Source organism: Streptomyces sp. NPDC050504 (genome assembly GCF_044458065.1).
Lineage (GTDB): Bacteria > Actinomycetota > Actinomycetes > Streptomycetales > Streptomycetaceae > Streptomyces.
Window position 1 is genome coordinate 711137 of the sequence record NZ_JBITHO010000004.1, and the last position, 16730, is coordinate 727866.

Annotated in this window: 14 protein-coding genes; 7 read left to right on the top strand and 7 right to left on the bottom strand. The window is 70.7% G+C overall.

The window, feature by feature from the left end; translation table 11 throughout:
• Positions 1–68 precede the first annotated feature (68 nt).
• The 5 genes from ACIBNE_RS18430 (at position 69) to ACIBNE_RS18450 (ending at position 7351) form a co-directional block, all read left to right on the top strand.
• Positions 69–1076, top strand: a complete 1008-nt coding sequence (locus ACIBNE_RS18430; protein ID WP_399272669.1) for an SEC-C metal-binding domain-containing protein — start codon at positions 69–71, stop codon at positions 1074–1076.
• Between the two features lie 157 nt (positions 1077–1233).
• A complete protein-coding gene (locus tag ACIBNE_RS18435) occupies positions 1234–2772 on the top strand; it encodes an ATP-binding protein (RefSeq protein WP_399272671.1) in 1539 nt (512 codons plus the stop codon).
• Between the two features lie 27 nt (positions 2773–2799).
• Entirely contained in the window at positions 2800–5787 is a 2988-nt protein-coding gene (locus ACIBNE_RS18440; protein WP_399272673.1) for a Z1 domain-containing protein, read from the top strand.
• Positions 5788–5848: 61 nt separating this feature from the next.
• Positions 5849–6820 carry a NaeI family type II restriction endonuclease gene (locus tag ACIBNE_RS18445; protein ID WP_399272675.1) on the top strand — a complete coding sequence of 324 codons (972 nt, stop codon included), beginning with the start codon at positions 5849–5851 and terminating at the stop codon, positions 6818–6820.
• 57 nt (positions 6821–6877) lie between these two features.
• Entirely contained in the window at positions 6878–7351 is a 474-nt protein-coding gene (locus tag ACIBNE_RS18450) for a very short patch repair endonuclease (protein WP_399272677.1), read from the top strand.
• A gap of 4 nt (positions 7352–7355) precedes the next feature.
• Here the strand turns inward: ACIBNE_RS18450 and ACIBNE_RS18455 are convergent, their stop codons facing one another.
• Positions 7356–8546: a DNA cytosine methyltransferase gene (locus ACIBNE_RS18455; RefSeq protein ID WP_399272679.1), complete on the bottom strand. Its 1191-nt coding sequence runs from the start codon at positions 8544–8546 to the stop codon at positions 7356–7358.
• A 349-nt stretch (positions 8547–8895) separates the two neighbouring features.
• Entirely contained in the window at positions 8896–10383 is a 1488-nt protein-coding gene (locus tag ACIBNE_RS18460) for a serine/threonine-protein kinase (protein WP_399272681.1), read from the bottom strand.
• 126 nt (positions 10384–10509) lie between these two features.
• Between ACIBNE_RS18460 and ACIBNE_RS18465 the strand changes: the two genes are divergently transcribed.
• Entirely contained in the window at positions 10510–11241 is a 732-nt protein-coding gene (locus tag ACIBNE_RS18465; RefSeq protein ID WP_399272683.1) for a VOC family protein, read from the top strand.
• Positions 11242–11416: 175 nt separating this feature from the next.
• Here the strand turns inward: ACIBNE_RS18465 and ACIBNE_RS18470 are convergent, their stop codons facing one another.
• Together ACIBNE_RS18470 and ACIBNE_RS18475 are read right to left on the bottom strand one after the other, a co-directional pair.
• Positions 11417–12178, bottom strand: a complete 762-nt coding sequence (locus ACIBNE_RS18470) for an MBL fold metallo-hydrolase (RefSeq protein WP_399272685.1) — start codon at positions 12176–12178, stop codon at positions 11417–11419.
• Positions 12175–13122 carry an alpha/beta fold hydrolase gene (locus tag ACIBNE_RS18475; RefSeq protein ID WP_399272687.1) on the bottom strand — a complete coding sequence of 316 codons (948 nt, stop codon included), beginning with the start codon at positions 13120–13122 and terminating at the stop codon, positions 12175–12177. Before ACIBNE_RS18475 ends, ACIBNE_RS18470 begins: the two co-directional genes overlap by 4 nt.
• 116 nt (positions 13123–13238) lie before the next feature.
• On the opposite strand from ACIBNE_RS18475, the gene ACIBNE_RS18480 reads away from it, so the two are divergent.
• Complete coding sequence (locus ACIBNE_RS18480) at positions 13239–13541, top strand: hypothetical protein (RefSeq protein ID WP_399272976.1); 303 nt, start codon at positions 13239–13241, stop codon at positions 13539–13541.
• A 91-nt stretch (positions 13542–13632) separates the two neighbouring features.
• Here the strand turns inward: ACIBNE_RS18480 and ACIBNE_RS18485 are convergent, their stop codons facing one another.
• The 3 genes from ACIBNE_RS18485 to ACIBNE_RS18495 all read right to left on the bottom strand — a co-directional run bounded on the left by ACIBNE_RS18485 (position 13633) and on the right by ACIBNE_RS18495 (position 16665).
• Complete coding sequence (locus tag ACIBNE_RS18485) at positions 13633–14979, bottom strand: DUF445 domain-containing protein (protein WP_399272689.1); 1347 nt, start codon at positions 14977–14979, stop codon at positions 13633–13635.
• Positions 14980–15244: 265 nt separating this feature from the next.
• A complete protein-coding gene (locus tag ACIBNE_RS18490; protein ID WP_399272691.1) occupies positions 15245–15697 on the bottom strand; it encodes a phospholipase in 453 nt (150 codons plus the stop codon).
• A gap of 305 nt (positions 15698–16002) precedes the next feature.
• A complete protein-coding gene (locus ACIBNE_RS18495) occupies positions 16003–16665 on the bottom strand; it encodes a DUF1707 domain-containing protein (protein WP_399272692.1) in 663 nt (220 codons plus the stop codon).
• Between the last annotated feature and the right edge of the window lie 65 nt (positions 16666–16730).

Consider the following 16730-nt stretch of genomic DNA (forward strand, 5'->3'; position numbering starts at 1 on the left):
TCACCAGTCAACTCACCGGGCCGGAAGCCCCCTCCGCCGAAAGGGCATCCGGCAGTACGGTGTCGTGCATGCGCCCCGACACGCCTGCCGACCACACGTCCGAAGCCGAGCGCCTGCTGCGTACCGCGGCGCAGTACCCGGAGGACCGCGAGCCCCTGCTGCTCCAGGCCGCGGCCCACCTGGAGCTGGCCGGAGACCGGACCCGAGCGACCGCGCTCTACACCGACCTCCTGGCCGACAGCCCCGAAGACCCGCACCTGATCAAGGCCCTCCAGGCGGCGAACCTCTGGGAGTACGGCCACGAGGCGGAGGCCCGCGCGCTGATCGACGGCATCGCGACGGCCGCCCCGCTCTCGCCGGCGGCCTGGGAGGTGATCGCGGAGACCCTCGAATCGCACGACGAACTCGAAGCGGCGCACGCGCACTTCACCACCGCGCTGACGATCCTGCTGACGCCGGACGACGACATTCCGCACCCCACGCGCTCACTGCTCACGGGCCGCCACCGGGTGCGCCGCCTGCTGGCGCTGGCGCACGACGAATGGGACGTGCTGGCGGACCGGCTGCACACCGCGTCGGTCCCGCTGGACGAGCTGCACGACCCGAAGCGCCTGTGGTCCCTGGGCTCGTCGGACCCGGCGGAGCTCCAGGCGGAGATCGCGCGCCTGCGCGTCGAGCTGGGCTCGTACCGCACGGCGCTCTCGCGTCCGTTCCCGGTGGCGATCCTGCACTGGCCGGCCGCGGAACTCACCGAACTCCTGGCGGCGCACCCGGAACTGGCGGCGGAGTACCCCTCGCACGAGGAGCACCTGACGGCGGTGGAGTCCTCCCTGCGCACGCTGGCGGACACGGGCACGGAGAACCTGGGCATCGTGACGGGCACGGTCCCGTCGTACGAGGCGTTCGCGGCGTCGGAACAGACGTCCCCCACGGACCCGGCACTGCTCCCCCAGTACGCCACGACCCTGGCGGCCCGGGGCAAGGCCACCCCCTGGCCCCCGTCCCGCAACACCCCGTGCTGGTGCGACTCGGGCACGACCTACCGGGAGTGCCACGGGGTGCGGGACGGCGGCTGAGGCTGAACAGCGGGACTTCGGGCCACTGAATACCGGGACCACCCAGCCGGGCCGGGATCTTTACAGTACCGTCACAAAATAAGTTCTACCCACTGACCGACCGTCTGGGTCCGTGCTGTTCAGCCCTGACTCAGCCTCGTTTACACATGTGAGTCCCATGCCTTACGTGCCGGGTGCCGACTGGCAGTACGACGTCCCCACCAGCGGAAGCAAGCAGCTCCCGCCGGCCTCCCGCTATGTGGAGGCGCTGACGCATCAGGGGTACAGCTTCGAAGCCGCCGTCGCCGATCTCGTCGACAACTCCATCGACGCGGGCGCCAGGAAAGCCGTCATCAGTTTCCTGCGCGATGAGGACCGCCTGGTCAGCCTCCTCCTCGTCGACGACGGCCAAGGCATGGACGACGACGCACTGGACACGGCGATGACGGTGGGTGGTCAGCAGCGTTACGCGGCGCGTTCCCTCGGCAGGTTCGGCACTGGCCTCAAGGCGGCTTCCATGTCGCACGCCGACGCGCTCACCGTCATCAGCCGCACGAAGAGGAGCCCAGCGACAGGGCGCCGCTGGCTGACCGCACACGCCCGAGCGGACTTCAGCTGCGACATCGTCAACGCCGATTACTGCCAGGAACTGGTCGACCGCTACGACGGAGTGATCAACTGGCACGGCACCATCGTGCGCTGGGACGGGGTACGGGCCTTCGAGACGATCGCCGCGCACCAGACCGACCGTTACCTGGACGAAGCGATAGAGAAGCTGGAAACCCACCTCGGCCTCTACCTCCACCGCTTCCTGTCCCGCGATGACTTCCACCTCGACATCGCCGTCGAGGACGTGCGCACCCGCGAGATCCTGGACCAGCGGGGCGTCCTGCCCATCGACCCCTTCAGCTACCGGGTCCCCGGCGTGTCCGGCTATCCGCGCACACTGACCGCGCCGGTCGAGGGCGTGGGCGAGGTCACGCTCTCCGCCCACGTCTGGCCCCCCAAGTCGCCGCTCACCGGCTTCAGGCTGCCGCGCCTCGGCTCCCTCACTGACCGCCAGGGCTTCTACTTCTACCGCCACGACCGTCTCATCCAGGCCGGCGGCTGGCACGGCTTCCGGCTGGCCGAACCCCATCTGAACCTCGCGCGGGTCGCGGTGGACCTGCCCGAAGGGGAGAACCCGGTCTTCAAGCTGACCGTGAAGAAGGACGGCATCGACACGACGCTCGCCTTCGCACGCGGCGTCGAGCAGGCGACGGACGCCGACGGGCTCACCTTCCAGCAGTACCTGCGGGACGCCGAGTCGGTGTACCGCGAGGCGTCTTCGCGCGCCGAGGTGAAGCGCAGAGCGGTGATCCCTCCCGGCAAGGGCCTGGACCCCAAGATCAAGCGTGCCATCCGCGAAGAGCTGCCGGAGAAGCCCGGCGAGTCGCCGATCGCGCTGACGTGGGTGACGCTCCCCGACGACCGCTTCTTCGACCTCGACCGCACCAACCGGGTCATCCAGCTCAACAAGACCTACCGGGACGCCTTCAACGGGGACCGCAGAGGCGGCTCCAACGACGCGCCCGTGACCAAGACGCTCCTGTACCTCCTCTTGGAGGAACTGTTCGGCTTCGCCCGCTGGGAGAAGAAGCGGGACGACCAGCTCAGCTACTGGAACACCATCCTGCTGGCGGCCGTACGCGCGCAGCGCGACCGCCTCACCAACTGAGTACGGCCGAAAGGGCTTCACCCCGCTATGCCTGACCAGCTCCTTGAGATCCACACCGCGGTACTCGGCGCGATGGCCTTGCGCCCGAAGGCGTTCGCACCGCGCGCGCGTACCGAGGCCGAGGACGAGTACCCCGGCGCGGACATCAGCGACGACGCCTTCCGAGCCGGCCTGGAGGACACCAGCGGCCCCCTCGTGGCGCTCTGGCGGCGCACCCTCGCACAGTGGGACTTCACGGAGCGGCCGGGCTGGTCGGCACATCCGCCCAGGACGGACGAGCGCCGGGCGGACGCGTACGCGCGGCTGTGTTTCGACTACGACCTGCGCAAGGCACTGGACCTCGCGGCGCCGGTCTCCAAGGTCCCCGGGATCGTGACCATCAGCAGGGAGTTCACCCCCTGGTACTCGCGGAGCGCCGCTGACAGCCGGGCTTTCTACTGGCCTGCCTACGAGAACTACCTGCGGGAGACGAAGCACTGGGACGAGTCGGCGATCGCCTCGCTCGACGCCGCGAGCCACGCGGTGGTGGAACGCCTCGCGGACCCCACGCGGGAGACCGCCTATCCGGCCCGCGGCCTGGTCGTCGGCTACGTGCAGTCCGGGAAGACGGCGAACTTCACCGGAGTCACGGCGAAGGCCGTAGACGCCGGGTACCGTCTCGTCATCATCCTGGGCGGCACGCTCAACCTGCTGCGCGGCCAGACCCAGCGGCGCATCGACATGGAGCTCGTCGGGCGCGAGAACATCTTGCGGGGCGCCGACCCCGCGGACCCCGGCACTCTGGTGGACGTCGACTACCAGGACGACGAGGACTGGCCGGAGTTCCTCTCGCACGGCGACCGCCCGTCCGCGCTCGGCTCGTTCGAGATCGACCGGCTGACCCGCCAGGACAAGGACTACCAGAGCCTCAACGAAGGCATCCGTGCGCTGGAGTTCGACAAACGGGACCGCGACCTTCCGCTGTACGCGCCGGAGAACCTGCACCGCAGTGCCGCGCGCCTGGCCGTGGTGAAGAAGAACAAGTCCGTACTGACCCGCTTGGTGAAGGACCTGCGGCGGATCGACCGTCGGCTCCTCGACCAGATTCCGGCGCTGATCATCGACGACGAGTCCGACCAGGCGTCGGTGAACACCACCGACCCGAAGAAGTGGGAGGCCGGCGAGGTCACCCGCACCGCCATCAACGGGCTGATCTCCGAGCTCCTCACGCTGCTCCCCCGCGCGCAGTACGTCGGCTACACCGCAACGCCCTTCGCCAACGTCTTCGTGGACCCGAGCGACGAAGCCGACATCTTCCCGCGGGACTTCCTGATCTCGCTGCCGAGGCCGGTCGGCTACATGGGCGTACAGGACTTCCACGACCTGGACTCCTCCGTACCGCAGGACGAACGCACGGTCGCCAACTCCCAGGAGAAAGCGCACGTGCGGGACATCAGGGAAGCCACCGGCGACCGGCTGCAGGAAGCCGTGGACGCCTTCATCCTGTCCGGCGCGATCAAGCTCTACCGGGCCGACCACGGTGTCCCCGAGGGCCCTTTCCGCCACCACACCATGCTGGTCCACGAGTCCGTGCGGACGAACGACCACAGCCAGCTGGCTCTGCGCATCAACACCGTGTGGCACCAGGCCGGCTACACGAGCCAGGCCGGCCACGCCCGCCTCGAAGCCCTCTACGACTCGGACTTCCGGGAAGTCTCCAGCAGCCGGGCGCCCGCCGACGGCACGCCGCTGCCCTGCCCCACCTCGTACGACGACCTCAAGCCGTACGTCAGCCGGGCCCGCCAGCTGATCAACTCGGGCGGCGAGCCCGTCGTGATCGTCAATGGCGACACCGACCGGTACTTCTCCCAGATCGATCTGGACTTCGACCGGACCCCGCACGTCTGGAAGATCCTCGTGGGCGGCACCAAGCTCTCCCGGGGCTTCACCGTCGAAGGCCTGACGGTCACCTACTACCGGCGCACCACCCAGCAGGCGGACACCCTCATGCAGATGGGGCGCTGGTTCGGCTTCCGCCCGAACTACCAGGATCTCGTACGCCTCTACATCGGCCGCGAAGAGCCTTTCGGGCGCAGCAAGACGGTGGATCTGTACGAGGCGTTCGAGGCGATCTGCCAGGACGAGGAGGACTTCCGGGCCGAACTATCCCGGTACGCGGAACTGGTCGACGGCAAGCCGCAGGTGACCCCCGCCCAGATCCCTCCGCTGGTCTCCCAGCACCTGCCGTGGGTCAAGCCTTCCGCACGGAACAAGATGTTCAACGCGGAGCTGGTAGAGGTCCGCTCCCCGGGCGAGCCGATCGAGCCCTTGGCCTATCCGATGGACGCGAACACCGTCAGGGCCAACACCGAGCGCTGGCGGCCCGTGCTGCGCGCACTCGACGGGTCGCTGAGCACCTGCCGTCTGCTGCCCGACACCACCACCAGTCTGACCCGGAGCTTCCAGGCTTCCACGACCGTTCTGCCGCACGCCGAGCTGCTGGGCGTGCTGGGCGGCTTGGAGTGGGCCGACGGAGGACTGCGCTTCGGTCCCCACCTGACGTACCTCGCGCAGTTGGACGGACGGCTGGCGAAGGTGGACGACTGGCTCGTCGTAGCCCCGCGCAGGACCGAGAAGCGCAGCATCGACGCGCGGCTCCTGGACCACGGACCCTTCTCCCTCTTCCGGCGCAAGATCCAGGACAACAGATCCTCCTTCGGCCGCATCTCCGGCAAGGAGCACCGCGACTACGCCATGCACCTGATCGCATCGGCGCAGTCCGCGGCCCCCGTGGACACCACTGACGTGCTGGGCCCGCACCGGGGCGTCGTGCTGCTCTACCCCGTGGTCGAAGCGGAGACCGACGAGGCGGTACGGGCGGCAGCCGCCAGCGGCACCGTCAACCCCGCCGACGTCACCATGGCCTTCACCATCGTCCCCCCGAAGTCCGCGATCGACACGAAGCGCCAGCTCCTCCGCTTCCGGACGAAGAACTCGAACCGGTCCGGGGACGTCGTGGTCGACACCTCCCAATAGCGCCATCCCACACGGGCAGACAGCATCCGACGGACATCAGCTGACAGAAGAGAGAACCTCCTTGCTCCCGGTCGACATCACTGCGGCGGCCAGCCTCCACGCCCAGAACGCGCTCCAGGACGACCCCGCGCTGGCCGCGGTCCACGACCGCATCCGCTCGCTCGACCCTTCCGGGGAACGTTTCGCGCGCGTGCTGCGGGACACGATCGACCAGCTGCTCAACGGCGAAGTCACCGGCCGCTACGACTGGAAGACCCTCTTCAAGACCGAGAAGACCCACGCCGGGACGATCGTCGAGATCAACCTTCAGCGCGAGTTCAAGTTCGATGACGGCGACGCCATGGACTACAAGATCGCGGGGTACGACGTCGACTGCAAGTACTCGCAGAACTTCGGCGGCTGGATGATTCCGCCGGAGGCCGTCGGGCATCTGTGTCTGCTCGTGTGGGCGGATGACTACACGAGCCGTTGGAGCGCCGGGCTCCTGCGCATCGAGCGACGATGGCTGAACGCCGGCAGCAACCGTGATGCGAAGCTGACGGTGAAGGCCGAGCACCGGGACAAGATCCTCTGGCTCTGGCGCGACGCCGAGCTCCCGGAGAACGTACTGCTGCACCTGGACGACGCCGACCGTACGGCGGTGTTCGCTCCGAAGGCCGGGCAGGCACGTCTCAATGAGCTCTTCCGCCGCGCCCAAGGGCGTCGCATCGGTCGCAACGTCGTCCGCACTGTCGCGCAGCAGAAGGACTACATGAAGCGGGTACGGGGCAACGGCGGCTCCCGTTCCGCCCTCCGGCCGGAAGGCATCCTCATCATGGGCGACTACCGGGCGCACCAGGAGATCGCCCGGAGCCTCGGGCTTCCCGTCCCCAGGGAAGGGGAGTTCGTCAGCGCCCGGGTGACGGAGGCCGGCCCTGGCCGCACGGCGCCGCAGGCCGTCATCGCGGGCATACCCTGGGCCCTCGCCCGCCCCGGGGACCCGGTGACAGCCGCACCGCTCCTTCCGCCGCCCGCCGGCTCCGCAGAGGGCTGACGAGCCCGTTTCCCCAGCTCACGACTGTCTGAACTGAACAACGATGAAGAGTGCGGAATGAGCACGCCATGGACTCCACCCGAAGGCTCGTGGGCGTCGTCGCCTGAGCGGCGCCGGAACATGCAGGCGATCAGAAGCCGCGACACCAAACCGGAGTGGCTGATCCGACGGCTGGTCCACGCCAGAGGGCTCCGCTACCGCGTGGCGGCGAAGCCTCTGCCCGGCCTGCGCAGAACGGCCGACATGGTGTTCCGCCCCGTGAAGGTGGCCGTCTTCATCGACGGCTGCTACTGGCACGGCTGCCCGGAGCACTACGTTCCGCCCAAGACCAACTCCGGTTACTGGTCGGAGAAGGTCGCCAGGAACATGGCCCGCGACCGTGACACTGACGAGCGCCTTACCGAGGCCGGGTGGACCGTACTGCGGTTCTGGGAGCACGAGCCCTCCGCGGACTGTGCTGCCCAGATCGCCGCGGCGGTGGACAAGCGCCGCGCCCTGGCGCGGCGGGAAACCGAGAAGCCGGGAGAATAACCCGTCAGCGCTTTTTGCCGTCGCGCTTCCGTGCGGCCTTCAGGACCTTGATGATGGACTCACCGACCGCTGCGGCAACAGGTGGCGGGAAGGCGTTCCCCACTTGCCGGTACTGAGCGGTCTTGCCCCCTGTGAACTCCCATCCGTCAGGGAACCCCTGAATGATCGCGGCCTGCTGCACCGTGAGCATCGGCCCGTCCGGCCCGAAAAGGTCCCTGTCTTCGGTGCCCTTCTTCGCGCAGGTGTCCATGTCATTGGCGACGCCCAGCCCGGATACTCCCAGCGTCTTCCACGCGGCCTTGGCACGGCTCGGTCCCAGGTCGGCGCCCCCGTGCTTCTTCGAACCGCCGACCAGCGTGGGTGCGATGCCGCCGCCCTTGCCCTTGAGCTCCTGGTCCCTCGTCGTCGCGGCGTCCAGCCACCGGTCGTGGGCGTCCTTGGCCCGCTGGTCGTGCACTCCCCCGAAATAACGGCCGTACCGCTCTTTCATGGACGGGCCGAGCGCGTCGGCGACGCTGACTGGATCCTTGTGCGTGGGAGTCGGCCACTTGTATTCCAGGCCCTGCAGCACGTCCTCGCGAATGGCTACGAGAATGGCCCGGGGCCTGAGCTGCGGAACACCGAAATCGCTGGCTTCCAGAACGTCCCATTTACATACGATGTAGCCGAGGCCATCTTCTTCGACCTCTTGGCCATCCTCGCCGCGATAGGCGCCGCCCTGCAGCCTGGCCACGATGTACTGACGGTAATCCTGGAACTTCGGATCCATGATGCCGCGGACGTTCTCGATCATTACCGCACGCGGTTTGAGGTCCTTGACTAGCTCCAGCATCCGGGGGAAGAGATCACGTTCGTCATCCTTGCCGAGCTGCTTTCCCGCATGGGAAAACGGCGGACAAGGCACTCCACCGGCCAGCAGATCGAGGCCGTGGTCCCGCAGCCGCTCACCGCTCTTCACCAGGTGTTCGTCCGGGTTGAAGTCATTGACGTCCGTCGGCGGCAGCACGTCGCAGTGCTGCCGCTCCCAATCCCACTTCCCGTGCCTCTCGATGTTGTCACGCAGCGTCTTCGCCGCATGCGGGTCGATCTCGACAAGCGCGAGATGCCTGAACCCCGCTTCGTGCAGCCCGATAGCCTGCCCGCCGGCCCCCGCGCAGATCTCGATCGAGGTGAACTCCGACTCAGTGCTGGCCATGCACCCTCCTAAAACTTACTCAGCGGACACTTCTCGCTATCCGCCCTCACAGAGGGTGACAGACACCACTGACAACGCCGGCAACGCCTCTAATTGTGCGGCACCCCGTGCGCCCGCCAGCACACATCTCCTGCACCAGAGGCCCCTCGTACGATATGGCGTATGACTCGTGGCCCTGCGTAGTCTCCTCAGGCCGCTCCCGCTCCATCAGGACGCCAGCCGGAAGCTGCCGCAGTTCGCTCCGACAGCAGCGTGAATCGCAGGACAACCGGCCTGGCCGAGATCCCGGAGCGGCCCGGCAGAATCGAGGGCGCCTCTTGACGCACCCCGGACGAAGTCCGCAAGGCGTTCACCTGGCCCTCCGCGAGTGCGTAGGGGCGTAGAGGGGGCCTGCGTAGCGTCTTAGGTGGGTGTCCAGTTGGGTGCTTTGGATGGCTGCTTGGGTGGGGGACTTCAGGTCCACCCTGTACACGCACTCCCTCGCGTTTCCCGAGTTCCTGCCGCGCAGCGGTCTGGGGATCGGGATGCGGGACTCCGCTCTCAGGACCAGTACCACCGCCAGGGTCCGCTCGTCCGTGAAGAGGAGCGTCGCGTAGGCCACGTCCTGCCACCTCGCGTGGAGCGTTCTGCCCGCGCGGCGCAGTTCCAGGCCCGTTCCGTCCAGCCGCAGGGCGTGCTCCGCCAGGTGCGCGGCCGAGACCACCAGGCCCAGGAGGATCGCCGCGGCCGCCGCTGCCAGGCCCGGTTTCGCCACCGCCGGGCCGCCCGCCGCCTCCACCACCACCGCCGTGAGGAAGGTCAGCAGTGCCGTCTTCCAGTACGGGCCCCAGCTCCGCCGGAAGTCGGTGAACCTGCCTCCCGCCCTGAACGTCGCGCCGTGCGGGGTGGTGCCCGGTGGTGACTGCGGGGGCGGGGGTGTTGGCGGTGCGGGGCGCGTGGGCCGTGAGGGGTGCGGAATCGATTCCGCCTTGAGTGTCGCGGGGGCGGCGGGCCGGGCTCCCTTTCCCGGCCAGCCCTCCGGGGGGCCGTCTCCCGCCCGTACCGCCAGCCTGTCCAGTACCTCCTCCGCCGTCGGCCTCTCCCCCGGCTCCTTCGCCAGGCACCCCTCGACCAGCGGGCGCAGGGCCCCCGGGACCTCCGACAGGTCCGGGTCCCGGTGCACCACGCGGTACAGCAGCGCGTGCGTCGGGCCGTCGCCGAACGGGCCCCTGCCGCTCACCGCGAACGCCAGGACCGAGCCCAGCGAGAAGACGTCGCTCGGCGCGCCGATCCCCTCGCCCGTCGCCTGCTCCGGCGACATGAAGCCGGGGGTACCGAGCGTCGTGCCCGTGCGCGTGAGGCCCGTCGCGCTGTCCAGGGCCTTGGACACGCCGAAGTCGATGACTCTCGGGCCGTCGTGCGCCAGCAGTACGTTCGCCGGTTTCACGTCCCTGTGCACCAGGCCGATCGCGTGGATCGCCGTCAGCGCCTCCGCCAGGCCCGCGCCCAGGAAGCGCACCGCGGCCTCCGGCAGCGGGCCGCGGTCGTGGACCGCGTCGGCCAGCGACGGGCCCGCCACGTACTGGCTCGCGACCCACGGCGTCGGGCAGTCCGCGTCCGTGTCGACCACCGCCGCCGTCCAGAACCCGCCGACCCGCATCGCCAGGCCGACCTCCCGCCGGAAGCGGTCCCGGAAGCCCGGCTCGTCGGCCAGCTCCGCCCTGACCACCTTGACGGCCACCTCGCGGCCCGTGCGCGAGCGGCCCAGGTAGACGATTCCCATGCCGCCCGATCCGAGCCTGGCCGTCAACCGGTAAGGGCCCATCTCCTGCGGGTCGTTGGGCAGAAGTGCCACCATCAGTCGTCCCCCCGTCCGTCGCCCGTCCCCCGTAGCGCACCCGGGCGATCAGGGTAGCTCCGAGCACGGAAGAAGTGACTTGTGCTGACCACCGGTTACACGCACGGATCACCCAATTGGGTTGAGTTGAGCGGGAGTTCGAACGTCGTCGAGTTCTACCGGCGGCTCTTCGGCTGGCAGCCGACGAAGGGGCTCTTCCTGCTCGGCGGACAGACCGTCGCCGCGTACGGAACCCCGGGCGGGGGCGGGGGTGACGGCTCGGGCGCCGACGACGGCGCGGACTCGTACTGGCGCATCTCGTTCCGGACCGACCTCGGCCCGCTCGCCGTCGCCGGGACCGTCGAATCAGCCGGCGGTTCGACGGAGTCCGCCAACCACGACTTCGGGCACTTCCGCGACCCCGGCGGGCACCGTTTCGGCGTGCGGCGCGGCGGGTACGTTCCCGCGCTCGACGCCGTGGACGTGCCCGGCGCGCTCTGGTGGACCCAGTTGTACGTCTCCGACGCCGCGGAGGCCGCCGCCGCCAAGCGGTTCCACCTCGCGGTCTTCGGCTGGGACATGCGGGACATCGTGCTGGAGCGCGGCGCCGACTACACGGTCCTCTCCCCCGCCGGGGCCGGCATCGAGGGCGCCCACGGCGGGATCATCCGGCTTCCGCCCGCCGATCCCGCGGGGGCGCCGCCCGTGCCCGGATGGGTGCCCTACTTCCGGGTGGCGGACTGCGACGCGACGGTCGCCGAGGCCCTCGCGCTCGGCGCCGCCGTCGTCCATCCGCCCGAGTCCGCCGCCGGGATCGGACGGCAGGCCACCCTGCGCGACCCGGGGCGGGGGCAGTTCGCGATCAATCAGGTCACCTGAGGCACCGGAACGCCCAACCCTTCGGACTCCGGGATGCCGGAACGCCCAACCCTTCAAGCCCCCGGGGCACCGGAACACCCGACCCTTCAAGCCCCCGGAACGCCCCGCCCTTCGGACCCCGGGGCGCCGGAACGCCCCACCCTTCAAGCCCCCGGGGCGCCGGAACGCCCCGCCCTCAGAACTTGACCGTGCCACCCGGCTCCAGCAGGTTCAGCCGCTCGCTCAGCCCCGCCGCCGCGAACGCGTCCACCAGCGTCTGCGGGCCCTGGCTGAAGTGTCCCCAGTGCTCGAAGTGCAGCGGTACGACCTCCCTGGCCTCCAGGATCTTCGCCGCCTCGGCCGCCCCCTCGCTCGACAGCGTCAGGTACGCGTCGCCGAGCAGCGGGGTCTGCGCGCCGCCCGCGAAGAGCACCGCGACGTCGAACGCCCCGTAGCGGTCGGCGAGTCCGCGTACGACGTCGAGGGACGCGTTGTCCCCGCTGACGTACACCCTCGGCAGTCCTTCGCCGTGCAGCATGAAGCCGGTCACCTCGCCGGTGATGTGCTCCGTGCCCTTCGGGCCGTGCTCGGCGGGCAGCGCGGTGATCCGCAGGGGCGTGCCCGCCACGTGGTGTTCGGTCCAGGTCGGGAGGGCGGTCACGCGCTCGCCCAGGCGCTCGCGCGCGGACCGCGTCGAGAGGACCAGCGGGACGCCGTCCAGGTAGGAGCGCCCCGACTGGTCGAGGTTGTCGGGGTGTTGGTCGTGCGAGAGGAGCACGGCGTCCACCGCGCCGACCTCTTCCGCCGCGAGCGCCGGGCCCGCCGTCTTCACCAGCTTCCGGTCTCCGATGGGGTAGTCGCCCGGCCCGTCGAAGGTCGGGTCGGTGAGCAGGCGTACGCCGCCGATCTCCAGGATCGCGGTCGGCCCTCCCACATAACGCACCGTGAATTCGCTCATGTGCGCGACAGTACTGCCTGAGCGATGAACTCCGTCACCGCGCCACGGAGTTGGGACGGGGCGTCCAGGTGTACGTCGTGCGCGGCGCCGGGCACGACGCACAGCACGGTCGCCGGGGCGAGCTCCCGCATCCGGACCGCCTCCCGCTCCGGCATGGTGCCCCGATCGCCCCTGACGACCAGCGTCGGGCACGTGACCCGCCGCCACTCGTCCCAGAAGTCGCGCGCCGCGTTCTCCGCGAGCGAGTCGACCAGCACCTCCGGGTCGAAGGCCGGACGCAGTCCGTCGGGGTGCTCCTCCAGACCCGCCGCCCAGGCCCGGCCCGCCGCGCCCCCGCCGAAGAACTCCGCGGCGGCCGCGCGGTCGGGGAACGGCACGGGCCAGCCCGCGAGCCACCCGCGGATGTCGCCCGGCAGCCCGGGGGCCGGGCCCGCGGGGCCCGCCTCCACCAGGACCAGCGCGCGCACCAGTTCGGGGTGGGCCGCCGCCGTCAGCATCGCCGTGTGCCCGCCCAACGACTGGCCCACCAGGACGGCGGGGCCCCCGCCCAGCGCGCGGACCACCGCCGCCGCGTCGGCGACGTGCGCGGCGCGGGTCACCGACGGCGGGCGCCGGGTGCTCGCGCCGTGCCCCCTCGCGTCGTACGCGACCGCGCGGTGGCCCGGCGGGAGCAGGGCGGCCAGGGCGTCCCACTCCGCCGCGTGGCCCGCCAGACCGTGCAGCAACAGGATCGGCGGACGGTCGGCGCCGGTGCGCCCGGAGGCCGTAGCGGAGGCCGTGACGGAGGCTGTGGCGAAGCACCCGGGGGCCGTACCGGAGCTGCTGCCTGTGTCCGTACCGCCGTCGCCGTCGCCGTAGTCGCGGCAGCTCAGCTCCGCTCCGTCGGCGGTGGCCAGGGTCCACCGAGTGGGAGTGGGTACGTCGGGTGCAGGGGTGCTCGCCATTCCAGGGACCGTACGGGATCTCCGTACGGGATCCGCAAGGGGTCCCGTACGGGCGACCTCTCTTCCCGCGTACCGTGACGACGAAACATCCCAACGGAACAGAGGGCGGTACGGACATGGCGCGGATTCCGGCAGCGGCGGTCGCGGCGGGCGGGCTCGTCGGCGGGTACGCGGTGGCCCGTTGGACCAAGAAGCGGCCGCTCGGCGGGGTCGCCCTCGCCGCCGCGGGGGCGGTCGCGGCCCGGGAGTGGCAGCAGGCGGCGGGCACGAAGGCCGCCGTCGGGCTCGGCACGGCCTACGTGGCCGCCTTCGCGGGCTCGCACCCGCTCGCCAAGAAGATCGGCGCCTGGCCTTCGGTCTTCGCCGTCGCGGGCACGGTCGCCGCGGCGTCCTGGGCGGTCACCCGCAAGCAGGGCTAGGGCCCGTCCGGGGCGGAGCGCGGTGCCCGGTCCGCGCGGACCGGGCACCGCGAGCCTGCGGACCCGCGAGCCTGCGGGCACCGCGAGCCCGTCAGCCGCTCAGCGCGTGCGACACCGTGTAGATCAGCAGGCCCGCGAGCGCGCCGACCACCGTGCCGTTGATCCGGATGAACTGAAGGTCGCGGCCGATGTGCGCCTCGATCTTCTTCGAGGTCTGGTCGGCGTCCCAGCTCGCCACCGTGTCGCTGATCAGCGAGGTGATCTCCGAGCGGTACTGCGTCACCACGTACACCGCCGCGTCCTCCAGCCAGCCCTCCAGCTTCGCCTGGAGCCTGCCGTCCGTCGCGAGCCGCGCGCCCAGCGCCATCAGCGACGCCCGCGCCCGCAGCCGCAGCTCGCTCTGCTCGTCCTCGGCCGCCGAGATGATCATGTTGCGCACGGCGGACCAGGCCGAGGCGATGACGTCCTGCACCTCGGGTCGGGCCAGCAGCTCCGACTTCATGCGCTCCAGGCGCGCCCGCGTCTCCGTGTCCGACTGGAGCTCGCCCGCGAAGTCCGTGAGGAAGCGGTCGATCGCGCCGCGCGCGGGGTGGCCCGGCATGTCGCGTATCTCCGTGACGAAGCGCAGCAGCTCCTTGTAGACCTTCTCGCCGATCCGCTTGTCGACGAAGCGCGGCGTCCAGCCGGGAGCGCCGCCCTCCACCGCGTCCATGACCGAGTCGGAGTGGTCGACCAGCCAGTCGTGGGCGCGTACGCAGATCAGGTCCACGGCCCTGTGGTGCGCGCCGTCGGCGACGACCTTCTCCAGCGTCTTGCCGACGCCGGGCGCGATCTCCGCGGCGTCCGCCCTGCGGGTGATGGCCTCGCCCACCACCGCCTGGACGTCCGAGTCGCGCAGGACCGTGAGCGCGCCGCGCAGGGCGGTGGCCAGCTCGGCGGTGACCCGGTCGACGTGGGCGGGCTCGGCCAGCCAGGCACCGAGCCTGCCGCCGATGCCCAGGGCGTGTATCCGGCCCCGTACGACCTCGGAGGAGAGGAAGTTCTCGCCCACGAAGGAGCCGAGGGACGCGCCCAGCTGGTCCTTCTTGGTCGGGATGATCGCCGTGTGCGGAATCGGCAGGCCGAGCGGGCGCCGGAAGAGCGCGGTGACCGCGAACCAGTCGGCCAGGGCGCCGACCATGCCGGCCTCGGCCGCGGCCGCGACGTAGCCGGGCCAGCCGCTGATCCCGGAGTTCTTCGCCCAGGTCGCGAGGGTGTAGACGACGGCGACGAGGACCAGGAGCGCCGTCGCGGTCAGCTTCATGCGGCGCACGCCGCGCTGCTTCTCCTCGTCGGCCTCCGTGTACGAGAAGGAGGCCAGGGGGGACGGCCGGGCGCCGCGCGCCCCACGTCCCGACCCCGACCCCGGCCCTTCGCTCCCGCTGCTTTCGCGTTCCATCCGCTCCCGCCTGTCCGCGCGGTGCCGACCCCTGCGGTTCGGCACCCGTACGCATTGTCCCTACCTGTGCTACTCCCGGCACTCGCGGCGAGTTCCCGGCCCCGACCCCGACCGGACCCTGAGATCGGGTTCGGGGTGTCGGGGCCGGGTGCCGGGGCCGGGCGTCGGGGCCGGGGGAGCGGCCGGGCGGGAGCAGCAGGTCAGGCGGGGTGGGCGGAGGGCCGGGCGACGGAGAGAGGGGCGGCGGGGCAGCGGCGGGGCTCGCTCAGCCGAGGGCCTTGACCGCCTGGTAGTACGTCCAGGCGAGGCTGTTGCACGCGCCTCTCGGGATGGTGCTCAGCGGCGCGCAGACCCGCTTCAGGTCCTCGTAGAACGCGCTGTCGAGGCGGGCCTTGTTGGCGGAGAAGGTGCCCATCTTCTTGTAGTTGCGGTAGCCGAAGTCGTGGCGGGCGCAGGAGAGCTCGAACTTGAAGCCGAGCGGGTTGTCCGGGGAGGAGGAACAGTAGTCGGTGGACCAGTCGAAGCCGTACGCCGACCAGGCGCCCTGGTTGTTGCGGGCGGAGATGAAGGAGTTGTAGCTGGACGCGCTGGTCTGGGTCCAGGAGGAGAGGACCTGCGGCTTGTCGGCGGGGGCGGCGGACGAGGGGGAGGCGAGGGCCGCGACGGCGGCGATGGATGTCGCGGACACGACAAATACTTGCGTGAGCTGACGGTTCATCGGGACCTCCGGGTGGGGACGGTGGGGATGCGCGTCGGGGGGTGGCGACGGGGAGCGCGACCAGTGTGGGGAGGGTTCCTGTATTCGAGCTATAGCTGCGCTGGACGGGCGAAGTACGGCGGGTTTCGGGGGAGTTGGAACGTGGAGGCGGGGGGCGGGGGTGCGGCGGGAGCCGCTGCGCGGAGCGTTCCCCTCCCCGCCCCTCCCCGAAACCCCGCCGGGAACCGCGCGGGAGCGGGGCGCGCGCCGCAGCTCACCACCCCGCGCAGCCGACCCCCAAGCGCGCCCCCCTCAGGCGCAGGCCCTCAGAGCTCCTTGCGCCGCCGCTCCTCCCGCAGCCGCGCCTTCTCCGCCTTGCGCAGCTTCCTCCGCACCCCGACCCCGCCCATCAGCGCGAACCCCGTGATCCGCACCCGGGGCGCGTCCGGCGGCACCGCCAGCTCGTCGTAGTCGTGCCCCCGGTCCTCGCCGAACCCGCCCATGAGCCCGAAGCCCGACACCTGGACGTTCAGGTCCGTCGGGACCACCACGTCGATCCCGCCCATCACCGCGAAGCAGCGGATCACCGTCTCCCGGTCCTCGAACCGCGCCTCGCGCAGGTCGATCTCGCCGCCCGCCTGGAACACCACCCCGGTGAACCGCCTGGCCACCGTCCAGTTCCCCTTGCGCGCGAAACCGCTCCAGAACGCGAACCCGCCCTTGGACGTGGGCGGATGCCCCACCCGGGCCGCCCAGCCCTCGCCCCGCGGCACCGCGACCGCTCCCGTCACGGACGCCGTGCCCGGCGCGGGGAGGTCACGGACGAGCGGTTCCAACTCCCCGTGCGTACGCGCCTTGTACGCCGCCTCCAGCCGCTGCTCGAACTCCGTCATGTCCAGCCGGCCCTCGGCCACCGCATCGCGCAGCGCATCGGCGATCCGCTCGCGCTCCGCGTCGGACGCGCGCATCTCCGGAAGTTCACTCGTCATACGGACAGCCTAATGAGGACCGGCCCGAGCGACCGAGGCGGACGTGCGCATCTTCACGAGCACGC

Bases quoted from the DNA above. Each gene is read 5' to 3' on its own strand.
- ACIBNE_RS18430 (WP_399272669.1), top strand. From the start codon at position 69: ATGCGCCCCGACACGCCTGCCGACCACACGTCCGAAGCCGAGCGCCTG.
- ACIBNE_RS18435 (WP_399272671.1), top strand. From the start codon at position 1,234: ATGCCTTACGTGCCGGGTGCCGACTGGCAGTACGACGTCCCCACCAGC.
- ACIBNE_RS18440 (WP_399272673.1), top strand. From the start codon at position 2,800: ATGCCTGACCAGCTCCTTGAGATCCACACCGCGGTACTCGGCGCGATG.
- ACIBNE_RS18450 (WP_399272677.1), top strand. From the start codon at position 6,878: ATGAGCACGCCATGGACTCCACCCGAAGGCTCGTGGGCGTCGTCGCCT.
- ACIBNE_RS18455 (WP_399272679.1), bottom strand. From the start codon at position 8,546: ATGGCCAGCACTGAGTCGGAGTTCACCTCGATCGAGATCTGCGCGGGG.
- ACIBNE_RS18460 (WP_399272681.1), bottom strand. From the start codon at position 10,383: ATGGTGGCACTTCTGCCCAACGACCCGCAGGAGATGGGCCCTTACCGG.
- ACIBNE_RS18470 (WP_399272685.1), bottom strand. From the start codon at position 12,178: ATGAGCGAATTCACGGTGCGTTATGTGGGAGGGCCGACCGCGATCCTG.
- ACIBNE_RS18475 (WP_399272687.1), bottom strand. From the start codon at position 13,122: ATGGCGAGCACCCCTGCACCCGACGTACCCACTCCCACTCGGTGGACC.
- ACIBNE_RS18480 (WP_399272976.1), top strand. From the start codon at position 13,239: ATGGCGCGGATTCCGGCAGCGGCGGTCGCGGCGGGCGGGCTCGTCGGC.
- ACIBNE_RS18485 (WP_399272689.1), bottom strand. From the start codon at position 14,979: ATGGAACGCGAAAGCAGCGGGAGCGAAGGGCCGGGGTCGGGGTCGGGA.
- ACIBNE_RS18490 (WP_399272691.1), bottom strand. From the start codon at position 15,697: ATGAACCGTCAGCTCACGCAAGTATTTGTCGTGTCCGCGACATCCATC.
- ACIBNE_RS18495 (WP_399272692.1), bottom strand. From the start codon at position 16,665: ATGACGAGTGAACTTCCGGAGATGCGCGCGTCCGACGCGGAGCGCGAG.